This window comes from Sulfitobacter sp. R86518, from assembly GCF_042466275.1.
Classification (GTDB): Bacteria; Pseudomonadota; Alphaproteobacteria; order Rhodobacterales; family Rhodobacteraceae; genus Sulfitobacter; species Sulfitobacter pontiacus.
The window spans coordinates 3,011,049-3,026,132 of sequence record NZ_JAXHCA010000005.1; the positions used below are offsets into that span (position 1 = coordinate 3,011,049).

The following is a 15,084-nucleotide window of genomic DNA, read 5'->3' on the forward strand; positions in this document are numbered from 1 at the left end:
GCCCCACAGGTGAATTATGTTTCGATTTTTCGAAAATCTTGTCGATCCCTATGCGGACTACGCTGAGCAAGACACGCCGCCCACGCGGCTGTGGCCCTTTTTCCGCAACTACAGCGCGCCGTTCAAAACGGTGTTCTGGGTCACGGGTGTGCTTTCCGTTGTCGTCGCGGCGATCGAGATCGGCTTGATCTACTATATGGGCCGTCTTGTCGATCTGATGGACGGCAGCCCGGCCGAGGTATGGCGCAGCTATGGGGCGGAGTTTATCGTTGTCGCGCTGCTTATCCTGATCGCGCGTCCCGCTGTGCAGGCGGTTCATGTGTTACTGCTGAACAACGCTGTGTTGCCAAATTACGGCACGCTTTTCCGGTGGCGCGGACACCGGCAGGTGCTGCGGCAATCGGTCGGCTGGTTCGAGGATGACTTTGCCGGGCGCATCGCCAACCGCATCATGCAAACGCCCCCCGCTGCGGGGGAGGTCGTGTTTCAGGTCTTTGACGCGATTTCCTATGCGCTGGCCTATCTCATCGGCGCAGCGATTTTGTTAACCACGTCGGACTGGCAACTGCTGATCCCCTTGGTCGCGTGGTTCGCGCTTTATGCTGTGCTGACCCAATGGACGATCAAGCGTGTGGCGGTCGCGTCGCAGGCCGCGTCGGATGCGCGGTCAGAAGTGACGGGCCGCGTGGTCGACAGTTACAGCAACATTCATTCGGTCAAGATGTTTGCACACCATGACCGCGAGATTGAATATGCCAAGGGTGCCATCGAGAATGCGCGCGTCACTTTTCAAAAGGAAATGCGGATATTCACCATCATGGATATCTGTCTGGTCAGCTTGAACGGTTTGTTAATCGTCGGGGTCGTAGGCTGGGCGTTCTATCTGTGGTCCACCGGCAACGCGACGGTGGGCGTGGTGACGGCTGCGACGGCGCTGACACTGCGGTTGAACTCCATGACCGCCTGGATCATGTGGGCGCTTTCGACGTTCTTCCAGCAGCTTGGCGTCGTGGCCGAGGGGCTTGAAACGATTGCGCAGCCAATCACCTTGGTTGACGACAGCGATGCCAAGCCGCTGGCCCTGACCGACGGGCGGGTGGAGATGCGCGGGCTGACCCATCATTATGGCCGTGGTTCGGGCGGGTTGGATCAGGTGAATATCACCGTGCAGCCGGGGGAAAAGATCGGCCTGATCGGGCGGTCGGGCGCGGGCAAATCGACCTTGGTCAAGCTGCTGCTGCGGTTTTATGACCCCGAAGGCGGACGTATTCTGATTGACGGGCAGGATATCACCACCGTTCGGCAGGACAGCCTGCGACAGGCGATCGGGATGGTGCAGCAGGACAATGCCTTGCTGCATCGGTCGATCCGCGAAAATATCCTTTACGGTCGTCCCACCGCGACGGAGGCAGAGGTGATTGCCGCAGCGAAACAGGCCCAAGCACATGATTTTATTCAGGATTTTAACGATCAGGGCGGGCGGTCCGGCTATGACGCACAGGTTGGCGAGCGGGGGGTGAAACTGTCAGGCGGGCAGCGGCAACGCATCGCGCTGGCACGGGTCATCCTCAAGAACGCGCCGATCCTTTTGCTGGACGAAGCCACGAGCGCGCTTGATAGCGAGGTAGAAGCCGCGATCCAGCAGACCCTGTACGGCATGATGGAGGGTAAGACCGTCATCGCCATCGCGCATCGCCTGTCCACTATCGCTGAAATGGACCGTATTCTGGTCATGGACGGGGGCCGTATCGTCGAAGAGGGCACGCATGAGGTGCTTTTGGCACAAGGCGGGCTATATGCAGATTTCTGGAACCGGCAATCCGGCGGGTTCCTTCGCACAGAAGAGCCGACATCGTAATGCCTTTGACATGGATCGACCCGTTTTCCCCCGCCAAGACAGAGCCGCCGCGCCGTCTGGCGGCCTTTTTTCGCTGGGCGTTGAAGGGCAGCGGCCCTGCGCTTGGCGTCGCGGGGGTGCTGTCGATTTTCGCCGGCGTGATAGAGGTGATGGCCGCCCTAGTTCTTGGGTGGGTTGTGGACGCGGCGCTTGCGGCCGAGGCGGGGGCCGTATTCTCGGATCATACGGGGCTGCTCTTGGCGGGGCTGGCGTTCTTTTTGCTGCTGCGTCCGGCGCTGTTTGGTGTCAGTTCGTATATGCAGTCGATCGTGGTCGCGCCGAATGTGTTCAACCTCGTGCTCTCGCGCTTGCATCGCTACACGCTGGGGCAGGCAGTCACGTTTTTCGACAATGATTTCGCGGGCCGGATTTCGCAGAAGGAAATGCAGACCAGCCGCGCGCTGACCGATGTCGTGACCGAGGTGCTGCATACGGTGCTCTTCGCCGCCGCGTCCTTTGTCGGTGCGGTGATGCTGCTTGGCACGGTGGATTGGCGCATCGCTGCGGGGCTGGTGCTTTGGATGGTCGGCTATGTCTTCCTGATCCGCCACTTCATGCCGCGGGTCCGCAAACATTCCAAAGCGCGGGCAGGGGCGCGCGCGATGGTGACGGGGCAGGTGGTCGATACGATCACCAACATCAAGACCGTCAAGCTCTTCGCCCATGCCGATCACGAGGACCGCGCCGCCTTGGGGGCGATGCGCAAGTTTCTGGATACGAGCCTCGATTTCGGGCGAGTGAGTGTCTCTTTCCGGTTCTGGCTGATGACGATTGCGGGGTTTCTGCCGGTGCTGCTGGTGGGGGGGGCGCTTTGGTACTGGTCGCTGGGTCTGGTGACGGCGGGCGATATCGCGGCGACGGGGGCGGTGTCGTTGCGGCTGGCGCAGATGACGGGCTGGGTCAGTTTCACGCTGATGGCGCTTTATGCGAATGTGGGCGAGGTTGAAGACGGGATGCGCACGCTGGCCGCGCCGCAGCAGCTGCGCGATATAGACGGCGCGGCAGAGCTGGAGGTGCACGAAGGGGCGATCCGCTTTGACGGGCTGCGCTTTACCTATGGCCGCGATACGGGCGGTATCGAAGAGCTGAGCCTATCGATCAAACCCGGGGAGAAGCTGGGCATCGTCGGCGCATCGGGGGCGGGGAAATCGACGTTGGTGTCGCTTTTATTGCGGCTCTATACCGCGGAACAGGGTCACATTTCGATTGATGGGCAGGATGTCTCGGGTGTGACCAAGCAAAGCTTGCGGCGTCAGATCGGGATGGTCACGCAGGAGACCGCGATGTTCAACCGGTCGGCGTTCGACAACATCCGCTATGGCAAGCCCGACGCGACAAAGGAAGAGGTCATCGCCGCCGCACGCAAGGCCGAAGCGCATGAGTTTATCGAGAAGATGCAGGATCACACGGGCCGCAACGGCTATGACGCGCATCTGGGGGAACGGGGGGTGAAGCTGTCGGGCGGGCAACGTCAGCGTATTGCGCTGGCCCGCGCGATCCTCAAGGACGCGCCGATCCTGATATTGGACGAGGCGACAAGCGCGCTGGATAGCGAGGTCGAAGCCGCGATCCAAAGCGCGCTGACCCGCGTGATGGAGGGCAAGACCGTGATGGCCATCGCCCACCGTCTGTCGACCCTGACCGAGATGGACCGCATCGCCGTGATGGACGCGGGCCGGATCGTAGAGATCGGCACCCATGAGGCCCTGCTTGCCAAAGACGGGCTTTATGCCCGCTACTGGCGGCGGCAGTCGTGCGGGTTTTTGGATATGAAGGCCGCAGAATAAGGCTTTTGCTGCGCCCGGCTTCGCGGTAAGCCCTGCGCATGACAGAATATACAATCCAGCGACTTGGCCACCTGGGCGACGGCATTGCGCCCGGCCCTTTATTTGCTCCTATGACCCTGCCGGGCGAGGTGGTGACAGGCACGCCTGACGGTCAGACCCTTACCGACATCCGTATCGTCACCCCGTCAGAGAACCGGGTGTCGGCGCCGTGTCGCCACTTCAAAGCGTGTGGCGGCTGCCAGTTGCAGCATGCGTCGGATGACTACGTCGCGGATTTCAAGCTGGGCGTGGTCAAGGCGTCGCTGGATGCCCACGGGATAGAGACTGTTTTCAAGCCGCTGCAAACCTCGCCTGCGCAATCGCGCCGTCGGGCCACCTTTGCGGCGAAACGCACCAAAAAGGGCGCGATGGCCGGCTTCCACGGGCGCGGTTCTGATGTGGTGATCGAAATTCCCGGGTGTCAGTTGCTGGACCCTTCGGTGATGGGCGCGCTGCCGATTGCCGAAAAGCTTGCCGTGATCGGCACCAGCCGCAAGGCTGCTCTTGCTGTGACGGTGACCGCGTCGCGCGGGGGGCTCGATATCTCGGTCCAGAACGGGAAAGAGCTGGACGGCCCCTTGCGGCAAGAACTGGCGCATCTGTGCGACAGTCTGGGGCTGGCGCGGCTGACCTGGGACGGCGAGGTGATCGCGATGCGCACGCCGCCCGTACAGCGTTTCGGTGCGGCCAAGGTGACACCCCCGCCCGGTGCCTTCCTGCAAGCCACTCCGCACGGAGAGGCGGCGCTGGTCACCGCCGTCCGCGAGGCTGTCGGTGAGGCGCGCCATGTGATTGACCTGTTTGCGGGCTGCGGCACGTTCAGCCTGCCCCTGGCCGATCAGGCAGAGGTACACGCCGTCGAAGGTGACGCCGCCATGACCGCCGCGCTGGATCACGGGTGGCGCATGTCGACGGGGCTTAAACCCGTCACGACAGAGGCGCGCGATCTGTTCCGCCGACCCTTGCTGCCGGACGAGCTGGCCAAGACCGACGCCGTGGTCATCGACCCGCCGCGCGCGGGAGCCGAGGCCCAGATCGCCGAGATCGTCAAAGCGATGCCGCCGGTGCTGGCCTATGTGTCGTGTAACCCCGTCACCTTCGCGCGGGACGCCGCCGTGCTGATTGCCGCCGGTTATACGTTGAATTGGGTGCAAGTCGTTGATCAATTCCGCTGGTCCTCCCATGTGGAGCTGGCAGCGCAGTTCACTGCGCCGGAAGTACAACGCAAACGTAAATAACGCAGATCTATGGTGGGCACGGTAAATATGCGGGAACGTCTGGGAAGATGGGTCGAAGGGCGGGCCGTCAGCAATTTCATCATCGGTGTGATCGTGTTCAACGCCGCCTTGCTGGGGATGGAGACAGCCTCCGCCCTGATGGAGAGATACGGCACGCTGATCCTATTCCTTGATCGCGTCTGCCTGTTCATTTTCATCGCCGAGATCACGCTCAAGATCATCGCGCGTGGGGTCGGGTTCTTCCGCAACGGGTGGAATGTCTTTGACTTTACGGTCGTTGCCATCGCGCTGGTGCCCGCGGTGCAGGGGCTGTCTGTCTTGCGGGCGCTGCGTATCCTGCGGGTTTTGCGGGTGCTGTCCGTCGCCCCGCGTCTGCGCCGCGTCGTCGAAGGGTTTATTACCGCGTTGCCCGGTATGGGGTCGGTGTTCCTGCTGATGACGATCATCTTTTACATCGGGTCCGTTATCGCGACCAAATTGTTCAGCGACCAGTTCCCCGAATGGTTCGGGTCATTGCCCGCCAGCGCCTATAGCCTGTTCCAGATCATGACGCTGGAAAGCTGGTCGATGGGGATCGTCCGCCCGGTGATGGAGGTCTATCCCTATGCCTGGGTCTTCTTCGTGCCATTTATTCTGGTCACGACCTTCGCCGTGGTGAACTTGTTGGTAGGTCTGATCGTGAACTCGATGCAGGACGCGCATAACGAGGAAGAGACCGTGCGCACCGATGCCTACCGGCTTGAGGTGATGGAAAAGCTGGAAGCGATCGAAAAGAAGCTGGCAGAGCACAGCCGACAGTAACGGCTTTTTGACCGCATCGATATTTGCTACATGATAGGGCATCCACATAAGGCCGAAAAGGTCGCGGGAACGAGGCATAGTGAACATGAAACGCAGAAACCTGATTCTGGGTGGCACCGCGCTGGTCGCGCTTGGGGCCTGCAGCAGCAGTAAATTCAAACGGTACAACGGGCCGCAAGTCACCTACGTGATCGTCAACAAGGGCGACCGCCGGATGTATCTGATGCACCACGACAAGGTGCTGGAATCATACGATATCAAACTGGGGTTCGCGCCTGTGGGCCATAAGGTGTACGAAGGTGACGGGCGCACACCCGAAGGGATCTATATGATCGACCGGCGCAATCCGAACAGCCGGTTCCACCTGTCGATCGGCATCAACTACCCCAATGAAATGGACCGCGCCCGCGCGGAAGCTTTGGGCAAAAGCCCCGGTGGCGATATCTTTATCCACGGTCAAAAGACCGCCAAGGACAAGAATTGCACCGATTGGACGTGGGGATGTATCTCTGTCTCGAACGACGAGATGGAGGAGATCTATGCGATGGTCGGGGATAACACCCCCATCGCACTGAACCCCTGATATCTAGTTAAAAGCGGGGGTGACCTTGGCGGTCACTTCCCCATCACCATGGTCCACCAGATCTTGCCGTTGTTTTCCTGATGCCAGGAAAAGCCCATGTTCAAAGCGTCCTTCGACATGATGATGCGGCGGGTGTCCGGCTTCTCCATCCACGCGGCAAGTGTTTCGAGCTCGGTCTCGTAGGTTTCCGAAATGACTTCGCCGACCAGCGCGCCGGTGTATCCTACGCGTTGGATACGATCGACAGGGGACGACCCGTCAGACCCGAAGTGCCAGGGGCGGTTCTGCACCGCCATATCCCGAGAATGGGTCGCGGCGGCGGCGTTCAGTTGTGCGTCTAGTTGAACCGGTGCCAGACCGGAGGCACCGCGCAGCGCGTTCACGGAATCAAGCATGCGGAATTGCAGCTTGCCGGTATCGTTGCGCCCGATCTTATAGACGGTAGGGCCGGGGCGACCGTCGGATGCAAGCGGGGTCGGTGCAGGGGTACAGGCCGCCAGCGCCACGGTCAGGGAAATAAGGATTGAAAACAGACGGATCATGGCGCAGCTCCACGCAGTTGGGTTTGTCGTGCCATACAGCTTGATGCGTTGCAGATCAAACGCACATGAGCGTGAGCGCGCCTGTTAACGCTTGTTTGATTTGAAACTGCGACTTTCGAGCCATATACGACAGTATTATACTAGGTTGTAACTACCTTCAGGAGACATCTGATGTCTGATAAGAAATTTACCCTTTCGTCGCGACGTGCTTTCCTTGCTGGCAGCGCCGCAATGCTGGCAACGCCCGCGCTGGCGCAAAGCAGCGTCAACAGCGAAGCGACGACGGAGACGGAGCGTGATCTGACCGAGACGGTGCGTCGCAACACCTCCAGCTTCCGCACGCTGGATTGGCAGCCTTACTTCAGCGACACCAAGAACGGGGCCATTCTTGTCGATATCGACAGCCGCGCGGTGCATTACTGGTCCGAGGATCAGTCGATCTACAAACTGTACCCCTCAAGCGTACCGCTGACCGAGGAACTGACCCGCCGTGGGCGTACCAGCGTGATCCAGAAGGTCGTCGGCCCCACATGGCGTCCGACCCCGTCGATGTTGGAACGCAACCCAGAGTGGCCAGCGGTGATCGGACCGGGCCCTGACAACCCCTTGGGCACCCACGCGCTGTACCTGAGCTGGACGTACTACCGTATCCATGGCACGCATGACACACGCAAGATCGGGCGCCGTTCGTCGAATGGCTGCATCGGCCTGTACAATGAACATATTGCTGAACTTTTTGGCATGGCGAACGTCGGCACCCAAGTGTTGCTTATTTGACAACTTTTTAGCGATTGTGGTGCTCAAAAGCTAAATCCGGGTTTGCAATTGCCCGCTGATGCTGTTTAGAAAGTTTTACGAGGTAAGTCTTGGGCGCGTGCTATCACACTGTGAAGTACGCCTTTTCTGGAGGTTATGTTATGAAGAAACTCGTTCTCGCCGCTGCTCTGACAGCTGCTGCATCGAATGCATTTGCTGGTTCGCTGGCAGAGCCAATCATCGAAGCACCCGTCATCGTTGAAGAGTCCACCTCTTCTTCCTCGGGCATCCTGATTCCTCTGCTGCTGCTGGCCGTTGTTGCTGCTGCAGTTGCTTCCGACTAATTCGGTCGAAGTTTCAGTTAGAAAAAGGCGGTGTTCTACACCGCCTTTTTTTATGTCTGCCGTTTGGTATCAGATAACATCGGACAAAAGAAAAGCGCCTGTAACGACAGGCGCTTTCTTTGTTTTCAGGTCCAACCCGCGCGATGCTAGGGCTTAGTCGATCCAGCCTTGCAGGTTTTCCTCGATCACATTGGACAGCGCCTTGATGTGCAAGTCGTCGTCATTGAGGCAGGGGATATAGTGAAACTCCTCCCCGCCCGCGTGTTCAAAGCTTTCCTTGATCTCTTCGTTGATCTCTTCCAGCGTTTCGATGCAATCGGCTGAAAAGGCAGGGGCGCAGACCGCGATCTTTTTGTTGCCGGCTTCGGCCTGCCGCGCGACCTCTTCCACCGTATAGGGCTGCAACCATTCTTCGGGACCGAATTTCGACTGGAAGGTCGTCATGATCTGTGTGTCGTCCCAGCCCAGCCGTTCCTTCAGCAGGCGCGTCGTTTTCTGGCATTGGCAGTGATAGGGGTCGCCCTCCATCAAATAGCGCAGCGGGACACCGTGATACGAGCACAGCAGCTTGTCGGGCTTTGTCTCCATCTTGGCGTAGGCCTTCTCGATCGAGGTAGCGAGCGCTTCGATATAATCGGGGCGGTCGAAATAGGGTTCAACCGTGCGGGCGGCGGGCTGCCATTTCTCTTTGGCGAGCGCCGCGAAAAACGCGTCATTCGCGGTGGCAGAGGTGGCACCGGCGTATTGCGGGTACAGCGGAAAGAACAGGATCTTCTGGCAGCCCGCAGCGGTCATCGCCGCCACCTTGGATTGGGTCGACGGGTTGCCGTAGCGCATGCAGTAATCGACCATGACTGCGTCACCATACCGCGCCTGCATCGCGTCTTTTATCTTCGCGGTTTGCTGTTTGGTGATGGTCATCAGCGGGCTTTCCCCCGCCTCGTGGTTCCAGATCGACTTATACGCGGCACCGCTGGTGAAGGGGCGTTTCGACAGGATCACCAGCTGAAGCAGCGGTTGCCATTTCCACGGGCTGTAGTCGATCACGCGGCGATCCGACAGAAATTCCGATAGATAACGGCGCATTGACCAGTAATCATAGTTGTCCGGCGTGCCGAGGTTCGCCAGCAGGATACCCACCTTGGGGGCGGGCACGGTGGGGTGGTCAGGTTGTGCATGGGCTGGGCGCTGCTGCGTCATCTGGCATTCCTTTTCTGCGTTTAGCGCTGAGATAAACGGTTATGGTCGCGCGTCAATCGCGCAGCGGCGTTTCTGCCGTGGCCAGCGCATCGGCCAAGCGTTGCTGCGCAGAGCCGGGTCGCAGGGGTTTGGGCTGGCTGTCCGCCGGTGCCCAGCCCGCCAGAAAGACCAGCTCAAAGCTTGCTTTGATGCGCCCCTCTGGCGTGGCGTAGTGGTCGCGGTAAAGCTGCCCCGCTGCGTCAAAGATCGCGCGGCCGCTGGGGCGGCGCAGGCGGCTGGTCAGGGCGTTGGCCTCTCCCATGGCGCGCAGGTCGCGCATCAGGTGCCAGATATCGCTGTATTCTGTCGTCAGCGTCACGGAATCCGCCACCGGCAGCGCAAGCCCCGCCCGTTGCAGCAGCCCGCCGATATCACGCAACTCGGCCATAGGGGCGATCCGCGGCGACAGCCCACCGGTGATCGACGCCTCGGCCTGACCCAGACAGGCGCGCAGCTCGTGCAGGGTCTGCCCGCCGAAACCAACGCTTAAAAACAGCCCGTCGGGTTGCAGGGCACGGCGTGACTGGATGATCTGACCCACCGGATCATTCGCCCAATGCATCCCCATCGCATGGACCACCAGATCATGCGCGCCCTGGGTCAGCGCAAGCGTATCGGTGTCCTCCACCAGCGTCGCGTTCGGGTGCAGCGCACCCCAGACCTGCGGGAAGCCGGTAACAATCGCTGCTGACGTAAAGGTTCTGTTAACCAGCGACAGCCGATCATCGACCTCTTCAAGCGCGGCGCGGTGCAGGAACAGGGCGTCATCGGTGGCGCGGCTGCGGTTGCGGGTCAGCGCCGCGCGATCGGTCAGGGTGTGTGAAGCGTTCATGAAAGGATAATAAGATCATGCGAGACCAGTTACAAACCGCTGTTGCGCTGATTTACCCGCCGTCCTGTCTGGCGTGCGGGGCGTGGGTGGCTGCACATGGGGGGCTGTGCGGCCCGTGCTGGCGCGACACGGGGTTCATTGAAGGTGTGGTCTGCGAAACCTGCGGTATTCCCTTGCTGGGCGATCTGTCCGAGACAGACGTGCGCTGCGACGCGTGCCTTGCCGCGCCGCCGCCGTGGGACCACGGGCGCGCAGCCCTTTTGTACCGAGATACCGGCCGCCGGCTGGTGCTGGCGCTGAAACACGGCGACCGTCAGGACATCGCCAAACCCGCAGGGCACTGGATGGCGCGGGTGATCGCGCCCTTCGTCACGCCTGAAACTTTGGTTGTGCCCGTGCCGCTGCATTACGCGCGGCTGTGGAAGCGGCGGTTCAACCAATCGGCCCTGCTTGCCCGTGCGCTTGCCCGTGAACACAAGCTTGGGTGGTGCCCCGACGCGCTGCGCCGCGTCCGACGCACCGCCGCGCTAGAGGGGAAGGGACGTCGCGAACGCATTGCCCATCTGGATGGCGCGATCACCGCCCATCCCCGCCGCGCCGACCTGCTGCGTGACCGTCCGGTGCTGTTGGTGGATGACGTGATGACTTCGGGCGCGACATTACAGGCGTCGGCGCGGGCCTGTCTGGACGCACGCGCAGGGCCAATCTGCGTCGTGACACTGGCAAGAGTGGCAAAAGATACTTAAGTCTTGATCCAACCCATTTGTTGAAAGGACATCAACATGCAACCTGTTGAGATCTATACCTCCCCGCTGTGCGGCTTTTGCCATGCCGCCAAACGTCTGCTGAATGAAAAAGGCGTGAGCTTTGCCGAGGTCGACGTGCTTGCCCAGCCAGAGCGTAAGTCCGAGATGATCGAACGCGCAAATGGCGGGCGCACCGTGCCGCAAATCTTTATCGGCGACACCCATGTCGGCGGCTGTGACGACCTTTACGCGCTTGAGCGTGCGGGCAAGCTGGACGCTTTGTTGGCCTCCTGATGCAGGCGGCGCTGATCCAGCTGAATGTCAGCGATACACCGGCCCGCAATCTGGCGGGCACGGTAGAGATGGTGCGCGATGCCGCGGCGCAGGGGGCGGCGTTTATCCTCACGCCCGAGGTCACGAACTGCGTCTCGACCAGCCGCGACCACCAGCGCAGCGTTTTGCAGCACGAAGACGATGACATCACCCTCGCCGCCCTGCGGGATGTGGCGCAAGAGGCGCGCATCTGGCTGCTGATCGGGTCGCTTGGGCTGAAAACGCGGGATGCGGACGGGCGCTTTGCCAACCGGTCGTTCCTGATTGATCCGCAGGGGCAGATCAAAGCCCGCTACGACAAGATCCATATGTTCGACGTGGATATCGACGCGGGCGAAAGCTACCGCGAATCGGCGGGCTACCGTCCCGGCGATCAGGCGGTTGTGGCGCAGACGCCTTTCGCCAATATCGGGATGAGTATCTGCTATGACATGCGTTTTCCCAAGCTCTATCAGGCGCTGGCGGATGCGGGGGCCACGATCCTGACCATGCCCGCCGCGTTTTCGCCCGTGACCGGTGCCGCGCATTGGCACATGCTGCTGCGGGCCCGCGCGATCGAGACAGGGTGTTTCGTGTTAGCCCCTGCGCAGACCGGCACCCATGCCAGCGACAGCCACAAGACCCGCGACACCTACGGCCATTCGCTGGTTGTTGCCCCGTGGGGCGAGGTGCTGCTGGATGCGGGCACCGCGCCGGGCATTTATCCGTTCACGCTGGACATGGCGCGTGTACATCAGGCACGTACCCGCGTACCCAGTCTTGCCAACCGGCGGGATTTCAAGGCACCTTAGTAACGGCTTATGACGGAAAATCGAAACTCACTTGCGATCACGTTGATCAGCGAATTGCTGTCGGCTGATCAACGGATGCGCAACCGGCTGACCCGGGCGCTGCCCAAAGGCATGGAGATTTCGCATTTTTCGGTGCTGAACAATCTGGCCTGGCATGACGGCGAAAAGACCCCCGCGCAGCTGGCCGAGACGTTCAATGTCACCCGTGGCGCGATGACAAATACGCTGAATAAACTGGTCTGGGCGGGCTATGTGCATATCCGCCCCGATTGGGACGATGCGCGGCGCAAGATGGTGGCGATCAGCCCCGCAGGGCGCAACGCGCGGGATCATGCGATCCGGCAAATCTCGCCATTGATCAATGACGTGGCCGATGATCTGGGCGAGGCGCAGGTGCGTGCCACGCTCGATACCCTGCGCGCCCTGCGGCGCCAGCTGGAAGGCTGACGCCGGTTTGGGTCACTCTGGCTTCAGGCTGGCGGTGACGTAGTTGACGCTCAGGTCACGGTCCGACAGACGCCACGACCATGTGATCGGGTTGAACACGAAGCCCTTGCGATCCACCGCCGTCAGGCCCGCCTTGTGCAGCAGGTCAAAGAGTTCATCCGGCGTGATGAATTTCGACCATTCATGGGTGCCCTTGGGCAGCCAGCGCATCACGTGCTCTGCCCCGACAATCGCCATCATGAAAGACTTGGGGTTGCGGTTCAGCGTCGAACAGATGTGCAGCCCGCCGGGTTTCAGCAGGGTGCGGCAGGCGATCAGGTAATCGATAGGAGAGGCGACATGTTCGACCACCTCCATGTTCAGCACCACGTCGAATTGTTCCCCCGCTTCGGCCAGCGCCTCGGCGGTGGTGTGGCGATAGTCGATGTCGAGCCCCGATTGTTGCGCATGGACCTGCGCGACGGGGATGTTGCCTGCTGCGGCATCGGCACCGACGACGGTCGCACCCAACCTCGCCATGGGTTCCGACAGCAGCCCGCCGCCGCAGCCGATGTCCAGAATCCGCAGCCCGCGAAACGGTTCGGGCGATTTCAGGTCACGGTCGAACTCTCCGGCGATTTGGGAGGTGATGTAATCCAGACGGCAGGGATTGAGCATATGCAGCGGCTTGAACTTGCCGTTCTCGTCCCACCATTCGGCGGCCATGGCCTGAAACTTTTCGATCTCGGCGGGGTCAACAGTGCTTTGAGGCGCTTGCATTCTGATCTCTCTGTGCTCTTTTGGGTCCAATGACTATATAGGGCTGTAATGGACAAAATCCCGGACCAAAAGCGCGCAGTGCAATATCTTCACCCGCCGATCGACCCGTTCGATCAGCGGATGATGGATGTGGGCGATGGTCATTCGATCTATGTCGAACAATGCGGCAACCCCGATGGCATCCCCGTTGTGGTCCTGCATGGCGGCCCCGGTGGCGGGTGCAGCCCGTCGATGCGGCGCTATTTCGATCCGGCAAAATATCACGTGATCCTGTTTGACCAGCGCGGGTGCGGGCGGTCCAAGCCTTTTGCGTCGGTCATCAATAACACCACATGGGATCTGGTCGCGGATATTGAACGCATCCGCGAAGCGCTTGGCATCGAGAAATGGATCGCTTTTGGTGGCAGCTGGGGCGCGACGCTGGCGTTGATCTATGCCGAAACCCACCCCGAGAGGGTGCGCAATATCATCCTGCGCGGCGTTTTCATGATGACGCAGGCGGAGCTAGACTGGTTCTATGGCGGCGGCGCGGGCAAGTTCTGGCCCGATCTTTGGGCGCGGTTTACCGGCCTGATCCCCGAAGCCGAGCACGGCGATCTGATCGCGGCCTATCACCGGCGGCTGTTCTGCGGTGACCGCATGACCGAGGTGAAATACGGCAAGGCCTGGGCCGCGTGGGAAAACGCGCTGGCTTCGATCCATGCGTCGGGCGGGTCGTATGAGGGACCGGGGGAATATTCGCGCACCTTCGCCCGGCTCGAGAATCACTATTTCACCAACGCCGGATTTCTTGAGTTTGACGGCCAGATCCTTGCGCATGTGGACCGCATTGCCCATATCCCCGGCGTGATTGTGCAAGGCCGCTACGATATGATTTGCCCCCCCTCCAGCGCGTATGAACTGGCGCAGGCTTGGCCCAATGCCGAGCTGAAGATGGTGCGCAACGCCGGTCACGCGCTGTCCGAACCCGGCATCAGCGCCGAACTGGTGCGCACGATGGACAGGATTGCTGCGCAATGACCCGCTCTTTGATGGATCGCCGTGCTTTATTTGCCTCGGGTGCTGCGGCGGCCTTGCTGGCGGCGACAGGCGTGTCGGCGGCGTCCATGCCCAAAGCGGGCGGGCGGTTGCGGATGGCGCTGTCGGGGGCGGCGCGCAGCGATACCTGGGGGCAGGGCGATGGCCTGTTCATGCAGGTGGCGCGGCAGGGACTGATCTTTGATACGCTGACCGAAATCGCCGCTGACGGCACCCTGCGCGGAGAGCTGGCAACAGCCTGGCAAGGCAGCGCCGACGGGCGCGTCTGGCTGGTCGATCTGCGCAAGGATGTGCTGTTTCACGATCAACGCCCCATGACCGCGCGCGATGTTGTCGCGTCCCTCGCGCTGGACGGTGTGGTAGAGGCGACGGGCCCCCATCAGCTGCGCATCACGATGGATGCGCCCGCGATGGACTTGCCCTTTACGCTGGCGGACCCGCGCCATGTGATACGCGCCGCCCACGCGATGGACGACGGCATCGGCACCGGCCTGTACCGTCTGCGAAGATTTACGCCGGGTCAGCAGGTTTTGGCCGAACGTGTGGCGGATCACTACAAAGGGCGCAGCGCCGGCTGGTTCGATACGGTTGAACTGGTTTCCATTCCCGCGCAGCAGGTTCGTGCGCAGGCGATGGCTGAATATCTGGTCGAAGCGGCAGACCTGAATGATGGCGAAGCCCTTCAATCCTATGATGATATTGCCTTGCTGCCCCATGCACGCGGGGTGACCCATGCGGTGTCACGCAGCATCGCCATGCCCCTGCGCACCGGCCAGCATCGCCCGCTGGACAACCTGCGCGCCGCCGAACGCTGGTGGCTGGCCTAAGCAGGGCAGGCACACGGGGCTTGCAGTTTCACATATACGGGCGTATATGACGTCTCAACAGCGGCGCATCGGGGTCCACACCTGA

Annotated in this window: 17 protein-coding genes; 13 read left to right on the forward strand and 4 right to left on the reverse strand. The window is 61.1% G+C overall.

Features of this window, described 5'->3' with window-relative positions; translation table 11 throughout:
• The first annotated feature begins 16 nt into the window (after positions 1-16).
• The 5 genes from SJY36_RS15770 (at position 17) to SJY36_RS15790 (ending at position 6,345) form a co-directional block, all read left to right on the forward strand.
• Positions 17-1,858 (forward strand): ABC transporter ATP-binding protein, encoded by a 1,842-nt coding sequence (locus SJY36_RS15770; RefSeq protein ID WP_386176344.1) that lies wholly within the window; start codon positions 17-19, stop codon positions 1,856-1,858.
• The gene (locus SJY36_RS15775) at positions 1,858-3,684 is read left to right on the forward strand and encodes an ABC transporter ATP-binding protein (RefSeq protein WP_386176346.1); all 1,827 of its coding nucleotides are present in this window, start codon (positions 1,858-1,860) and stop codon (positions 3,682-3,684) included. Before SJY36_RS15770 ends, SJY36_RS15775 begins: the two co-directional genes overlap by 1 nt.
• 38 nt (positions 3,685-3,722) lie before the next feature.
• Positions 3,723-4,961, forward strand: a complete 1,239-nt coding sequence (locus SJY36_RS15780; protein WP_386176348.1) for a class I SAM-dependent RNA methyltransferase — start codon at positions 3,723-3,725, stop codon at positions 4,959-4,961.
• Between the two features lie 9 nt (positions 4,962-4,970).
• On the forward strand, positions 4,971-5,762 hold the full coding sequence (locus SJY36_RS15785; RefSeq protein ID WP_386176350.1) for an ion transporter: 792 nt from the start codon (positions 4,971-4,973) through the stop codon (positions 5,760-5,762).
• Positions 5,763-5,847: 85 nt separating this feature from the next.
• The gene (locus tag SJY36_RS15790; RefSeq protein ID WP_386176352.1) at positions 5,848-6,345 is read left to right on the forward strand and encodes a murein L,D-transpeptidase family protein; all 498 of its coding nucleotides are present in this window, start codon (positions 5,848-5,850) and stop codon (positions 6,343-6,345) included.
• Between the two features lie 32 nt (positions 6,346-6,377).
• On the opposite strand, the gene SJY36_RS15795 is transcribed toward SJY36_RS15790, so the two are convergent.
• Entirely contained in the window at positions 6,378-6,887 is a 510-nt protein-coding gene (locus SJY36_RS15795; RefSeq protein WP_005850828.1) for a CAP domain-containing protein, read from the reverse strand.
• 171 nt (positions 6,888-7,058) lie between these two features.
• Between SJY36_RS15795 and SJY36_RS15800 the strand changes: the two genes are divergently transcribed.
• Positions 7,059-7,664 (forward strand): L,D-transpeptidase, encoded by a 606-nt coding sequence (locus tag SJY36_RS15800; RefSeq protein ID WP_037942384.1) that lies wholly within the window; start codon positions 7,059-7,061, stop codon positions 7,662-7,664.
• A gap of 140 nt (positions 7,665-7,804) precedes the next feature.
• Positions 7,805-7,987 carry a hypothetical protein gene (locus tag SJY36_RS15805; protein WP_005850832.1) on the forward strand — a complete coding sequence of 61 codons (183 nt, stop codon included), beginning with the start codon at positions 7,805-7,807 and terminating at the stop codon, positions 7,985-7,987.
• Between the two features lie 153 nt (positions 7,988-8,140).
• On the opposite strand, the gene hemH is transcribed toward SJY36_RS15805, so the two are convergent.
• Entirely contained in the window at positions 8,141-9,187 is a 1,047-nt protein-coding gene (gene hemH / locus SJY36_RS15810) for a ferrochelatase (protein ID WP_009825741.1), read from the reverse strand.
• Between the two features lie 52 nt (positions 9,188-9,239).
• On the reverse strand, positions 9,240-10,058 hold the full coding sequence (locus SJY36_RS15815) for an SAM-dependent methyltransferase (protein ID WP_243250964.1): 819 nt from the start codon (positions 10,056-10,058) through the stop codon (positions 9,240-9,242).
• Positions 10,059-10,075: 17 nt separating this feature from the next.
• Here SJY36_RS15815 and SJY36_RS15820 point away from each other — a divergent pair, with 17 nt between their 5' ends.
• From SJY36_RS15820 to SJY36_RS15835, 4 genes are read left to right on the forward strand one after another with little or no spacing between them, the layout of a single operon-like run.
• The gene (locus tag SJY36_RS15820; RefSeq protein ID WP_386176354.1) at positions 10,076-10,804 is read left to right on the forward strand and encodes a double zinc ribbon domain-containing protein; all 729 of its coding nucleotides are present in this window, start codon (positions 10,076-10,078) and stop codon (positions 10,802-10,804) included.
• 36 nt (positions 10,805-10,840) lie between these two features.
• On the forward strand, positions 10,841-11,098 hold the full coding sequence (gene grxC, locus SJY36_RS15825) for a glutaredoxin 3 (RefSeq protein WP_005850844.1): 258 nt from the start codon (positions 10,841-10,843) through the stop codon (positions 11,096-11,098).
• Entirely contained in the window at positions 11,098-11,928 is an 831-nt protein-coding gene (locus tag SJY36_RS15830) for a carbon-nitrogen hydrolase family protein (protein WP_386176356.1), read from the forward strand. Before grxC ends, SJY36_RS15830 begins: the two co-directional genes overlap by 1 nt.
• 9 nt (positions 11,929-11,937) lie before the next feature.
• Positions 11,938-12,375 carry a MarR family winged helix-turn-helix transcriptional regulator gene (locus tag SJY36_RS15835; RefSeq protein WP_005850847.1) on the forward strand — a complete coding sequence of 146 codons (438 nt, stop codon included), beginning with the start codon at positions 11,938-11,940 and terminating at the stop codon, positions 12,373-12,375.
• Positions 12,376-12,387: 12 nt separating this feature from the next.
• Here SJY36_RS15835 and ubiG read toward each other — a convergent pair whose 3' ends face one another.
• Positions 12,388-13,134: a bifunctional 2-polyprenyl-6-hydroxyphenol methylase/3-demethylubiquinol 3-O-methyltransferase UbiG gene (gene ubiG, locus SJY36_RS15840; protein ID WP_064217204.1), complete on the reverse strand. Its 747-nt coding sequence runs from the start codon at positions 13,132-13,134 to the stop codon at positions 12,388-12,390.
• Between the two features lie 48 nt (positions 13,135-13,182).
• On the opposite strand from ubiG, the gene pip reads away from it, so the two are divergent.
• Together pip and SJY36_RS15850 are read left to right on the forward strand one after the other, a co-directional pair.
• Positions 13,183-14,154: a prolyl aminopeptidase gene (pip, locus tag SJY36_RS15845; protein WP_132997665.1), complete on the forward strand. Its 972-nt coding sequence runs from the start codon at positions 13,183-13,185 to the stop codon at positions 14,152-14,154.
• A complete protein-coding gene (locus SJY36_RS15850) occupies positions 14,151-14,999 on the forward strand; it encodes an ABC transporter substrate-binding protein (protein ID WP_009825747.1) in 849 nt (282 codons plus the stop codon). The genes pip and SJY36_RS15850 overlap by 4 nt, the downstream gene beginning before the upstream one ends.
• Positions 15,000-15,084 lie beyond the last annotated feature (85 nt).

What these genes read in the sequence shown, in the direction of transcription:
- SJY36_RS15775 (WP_386176346.1), top strand. Translation starts at nt 1,858, where the DNA reads ATGCCTTTGACATGGATCGACCCGTTTTCCCCCGCCAAGACAGAGCCG.
- grxC (WP_005850844.1), top strand. Translation starts at nt 10,841, where the DNA reads ATGCAACCTGTTGAGATCTATACCTCCCCGCTGTGCGGCTTTTGCCAT.
- SJY36_RS15835 (WP_005850847.1), top strand. Translation starts at nt 11,938, where the DNA reads ATGACGGAAAATCGAAACTCACTTGCGATCACGTTGATCAGCGAATTG.
- SJY36_RS15830 (WP_386176356.1), top strand. Translation starts at nt 11,098, where the DNA reads ATGCAGGCGGCGCTGATCCAGCTGAATGTCAGCGATACACCGGCCCGC.
- SJY36_RS15815 (WP_243250964.1), bottom strand. Translation starts at nt 10,058, where the DNA reads ATGAACGCTTCACACACCCTGACCGATCGCGCGGCGCTGACCCGCAAC.
- SJY36_RS15850 (WP_009825747.1), top strand. Translation starts at nt 14,151, where the DNA reads ATGACCCGCTCTTTGATGGATCGCCGTGCTTTATTTGCCTCGGGTGCT.
- SJY36_RS15805 (WP_005850832.1), top strand. Translation starts at nt 7,805, where the DNA reads ATGAAGAAACTCGTTCTCGCCGCTGCTCTGACAGCTGCTGCATCGAAT.
- pip (WP_132997665.1), top strand. Translation starts at nt 13,183, where the DNA reads ATGGACAAAATCCCGGACCAAAAGCGCGCAGTGCAATATCTTCACCCG.
- SJY36_RS15800 (WP_037942384.1), top strand. Translation starts at nt 7,059, where the DNA reads ATGTCTGATAAGAAATTTACCCTTTCGTCGCGACGTGCTTTCCTTGCT.
- SJY36_RS15790 (WP_386176352.1), top strand. Translation starts at nt 5,848, where the DNA reads ATGAAACGCAGAAACCTGATTCTGGGTGGCACCGCGCTGGTCGCGCTT.
- SJY36_RS15795 (WP_005850828.1), bottom strand. Translation starts at nt 6,887, where the DNA reads ATGATCCGTCTGTTTTCAATCCTTATTTCCCTGACCGTGGCGCTGGCG.
- SJY36_RS15780 (WP_386176348.1), top strand. Translation starts at nt 3,723, where the DNA reads ATGACAGAATATACAATCCAGCGACTTGGCCACCTGGGCGACGGCATT.
- ubiG (WP_064217204.1), bottom strand. Translation starts at nt 13,134, where the DNA reads ATGCAAGCGCCTCAAAGCACTGTTGACCCCGCCGAGATCGAAAAGTTT.
- hemH (WP_009825741.1), bottom strand. Translation starts at nt 9,187, where the DNA reads ATGACGCAGCAGCGCCCAGCCCATGCACAACCTGACCACCCCACCGTG.
- SJY36_RS15770 (WP_386176344.1), top strand. Translation starts at nt 17, where the DNA reads ATGTTTCGATTTTTCGAAAATCTTGTCGATCCCTATGCGGACTACGCT.
- SJY36_RS15820 (WP_386176354.1), top strand. Translation starts at nt 10,076, where the DNA reads ATGCGAGACCAGTTACAAACCGCTGTTGCGCTGATTTACCCGCCGTCC.
- SJY36_RS15785 (WP_386176350.1), top strand. Translation starts at nt 4,971, where the DNA reads ATGGTGGGCACGGTAAATATGCGGGAACGTCTGGGAAGATGGGTCGAA.